Source organism: Halorubrum sp. AJ67 (assembly GCF_000513435.1).
In genome coordinates, this window is record NZ_CBVY010000012.1 from 6,939 (window position 1) to 9,676 (window position 2,738).

The 2,738-nt window shown below is 69.1% G+C and carries 3 protein-coding genes and 1 pseudogene; 1 reads left to right on the plus strand and 3 read right to left on the minus strand.

What is annotated here, in order from left to right; all coding sequences use genetic code 11:
* Window positions 1–555: HAMP domain-containing sensor histidine kinase (locus BN903_RS10530; RefSeq protein ID WP_048077692.1), on the plus strand; the 555-nt coding region annotated here is incomplete at its 5' end.
* Window positions 556–655: 100 nt separating this feature from the next.
* Here BN903_RS10530 and BN903_RS10535 read toward each other — a convergent pair.
* From BN903_RS10535 to BN903_RS10545, 3 genes and pseudogenes are all read right to left on the minus strand, one after another.
* Entirely contained in the window at window positions 656–1,399 is a 744-nt protein-coding gene (locus BN903_RS10535; RefSeq protein ID WP_048077693.1) for a DNA polymerase sliding clamp, read from the minus strand.
* A 61-nt stretch (window positions 1,400–1,460) separates the two neighbouring features.
* On the minus strand, window positions 1,461–1,805 hold the full coding sequence (locus BN903_RS10540; RefSeq protein ID WP_048077694.1) for a hypothetical protein: 345 nt from the start codon (window positions 1,803–1,805) through the stop codon (window positions 1,461–1,463).
* A 147-nt stretch (window positions 1,806–1,952) separates the two neighbouring features.
* A pseudogene (locus BN903_RS10545) lies at window positions 1,953–2,738 on the minus strand (phosphoglucomutase/phosphomannomutase family protein); the annotation flags it as partial.

Sequence of the window (2,738 nt, forward strand, 5' to 3'; positions counted from 1 at the left end):
GGCGAGAAGGCCGGTACGGTCGAGCAGCTCCTCGCCGACAGCGACCCCGAGCGGACGGACGTCCGCGACCTCCTGCGTTCGGTCGTCGCGGACGCCCGCGAGCGTGACGGCGACGCGACCGTCGAACTCGACGTGGACGGCGCTGAGCGCGAGGTCGACGAGGCGGGCTGGACCACGAACGTCAGGCCCGACGCGCTCCGCGCGGTCGTCGAGAACACCGTGGAGAACGCCGTCGACCACCACGACGGCGAGGGGACCGAACGCGAGGACGGCGGGACGTGGGTCAGGGCCTCACTCCGGCGGGAAGCGAGAGCCAGCGGTGATGACGACGCCCGCTTCGTCCTCACCGTCGAGGACGACGGTCCCGGCATCCCGGACCACGAGGTCGAGGCGGTCGAGTCCGGGCGGGAGACCGCCCTCGAACACGGCTCCGGGCTGGGGCTGTGGGTCGTCGCGTGGGGGGCCGCCGCGATCGGTGCCGACGTCGCGTACGCCGACTGGGAGCCGCGGGGGACGCGGGTGCGGGTGTCGATTCCGGTGGTCGTGGCCGAGTGAGGATATCGATTCCGACGGCTGCGTGCGATGCGGCGAGCGAAAAACGAGAGGGACGCCGACTTCGAAACGTGTGATTTTGAATCGGCCGATTTCGACCGCTTCAGTCGCTCTGGATGCGGGGCGCGAGCATGAATGTCACGTTCCCTAACCCCTCCGCGAACCCGTAGTGGAGCTTGACCGGGAACTCCTCGCCGAGTTCGACGGTGACCTCGGCGTCCGAGGGGATCGCCTTGTTCATGTCCTTGAGGTAGTCGAGCGAGAACAGCGAGTCGGCGGCCCCTGCGGTGAGCGCGATGAGGTCCTCGCGGTCGAGCTTGAGGTTGACGTCGTCGGTGTCCCCCTCGGCCTCGATGTAGAACGCCTCGTCGCTCTCGTCGACGCGGAGGCGGATGTGGTCCGAGACCATGTCGGCGGCCGTGATCCCGCGGTCGAGCTGGGCACCCTCGACGACGATCTCGGAGGCGAGATCGAGGTCGGGGATGTCCGGCTCCTGCCGGATCGAGTCGGGGTCGATGAGCGCGAGGGTGTAGCTCAGGCCGTCGATCTCGATGTGGAGCTTGCGGGTCTCCTCGTCGAGTTCGAGGTGGATCAGGTCGCCCGAGTTGGCCATCCCGGCGATGTCCTCCAAGCGGGCGAGGTTGACGCCGATGACGCCGCCGTCGGCCTCGTAGGACTCGAACGCCGCGGCCTCCAGCGTGAGGTCGACCATGCCGACGTTGGCGGGGTCGACGGCGCGGATGGAGAGCTCCTCCTCGTTCAGGCGGATCTTACACTCGTCGACCAACACGCTCACCGAATCGAGCGCGTCCTGAAACGTCGACGCGCCCACGATGGCCTTGAACATATACGTTCAGCTTGGGCGGTATCCCCTAAAAAGACACCCGATCGGGCCGGCACGGAAACGCTCAAAGCGACCGGATGAGGCGGCCGACGACCACCGCGAGCGTCACGACGGTTCGCCACAGCCGGAGCCGTTCGAGCCGGTATTCGAGCGGCTCCGACTCGTCCGAGTCGTCGTCGCCGGCCGCCGTCTCGGACTCGCGGTCTCCGAGCCCCTCGCCCGCTTCCGAATCGGGTGGCGGATCGGTGGATCGATCCCGGTCGGTCCCCGATTCGCGGGCCGTCCGTTCCGCGTCCGGCTCTCCGTCGCTCGCTCGCCCGCCGCTCGGGCGCTCGTCGCTCGGATCTTCCTCGCTCTGCGCTGGTTCGGCGTCGATGCCACTCGGCGTCGGCAGCGGGTCGTCGATCATGGTCGCTCTCGGCCGGGAATCCGGCCGTACGAGGCGATATGCCGTTAATTCATAAATAAACGAGCCGAACGCAAGGCGGAACTGAAACTCTCGGCGGCGGGCGATCAGCGCGTCGTTCGGAGCCGCCGGCTTGACCCCGCTCCGGCGTCAGATCAGCGGTTCGACGATCTCGCGGCCCTCGGCGAGCAGCTCCTCGACCGCCTCGTCGCTGTCGGCCTCGGCGTACACCCGCAGCTTCGGCTCGGTGCCGGACGGGCGGACGAGCAGCCACGAGCCGTTCTCTAGGAGGAGCTTGAACCCGTCAAGGGTGACGACTTTCGCCACGGGGGAGCCACAGACGGACTCCGGGATGTGGTCTTCCAGTTCGTCGAGGACGCCCGCCTTGCGGTCGTCGGGGCAGTCGAGCGACACCTTCCCGGCCGCGATGTGCCCGTGCTCGTCGAGCAGGCGGTCGACGCGGGCGTCGAACGGCTCGGCGGCGTGGGTCGCGGCCGCGAGCAGCGCCATCAACACGCCGTCCTTCTCGCGGACGTGCCCGCGGAGGGTGAACCCGCCCGACTCCTCGCCGCCGAACAGCGCGTCGTGTTCGCCCATCGCCTCCGCGACCCACTTGAAGCCGACCGGCGTCTCGTACACCTCCTCGCCGTGCGCCTCCGCGATGCGGTCGACGAGGAACGTCGTCGAAACGGTGCGCACCGCCGGCCCGGAGTCGGATTCGAGGAGGCGGTCGTAGCAGGCGGCATAAAAGAGGTTCGCGTCGAGGACGCCGCGCTCGGGCGTGACGACCGCGATCCGGTCGGCGTCGCCGTCGTTTGCGATCCCGAGGTCCACGTCGCTTTCGGGGTCGGTGACGCGCTCGGCGAGCGCTTCGAGGTGTTCGGCCGAGGGCTCGGGCGAGTCGCCGCCGAAGGTCACGTCGCGCTCGCAGCGCAG

What these genes read in the sequence shown, in the direction of transcription:
- BN903_RS10540 (WP_048077694.1), bottom strand. Translation starts at nt 1,805, where the DNA reads ATGATCGACGACCCGCTGCCGACGCCGAGTGGCATCGACGCCGAACCA.
- BN903_RS10535 (WP_048077693.1), bottom strand. Translation starts at nt 1,399, where the DNA reads ATGTTCAAGGCCATCGTGGGCGCGTCGACGTTTCAGGACGCGCTCGAT.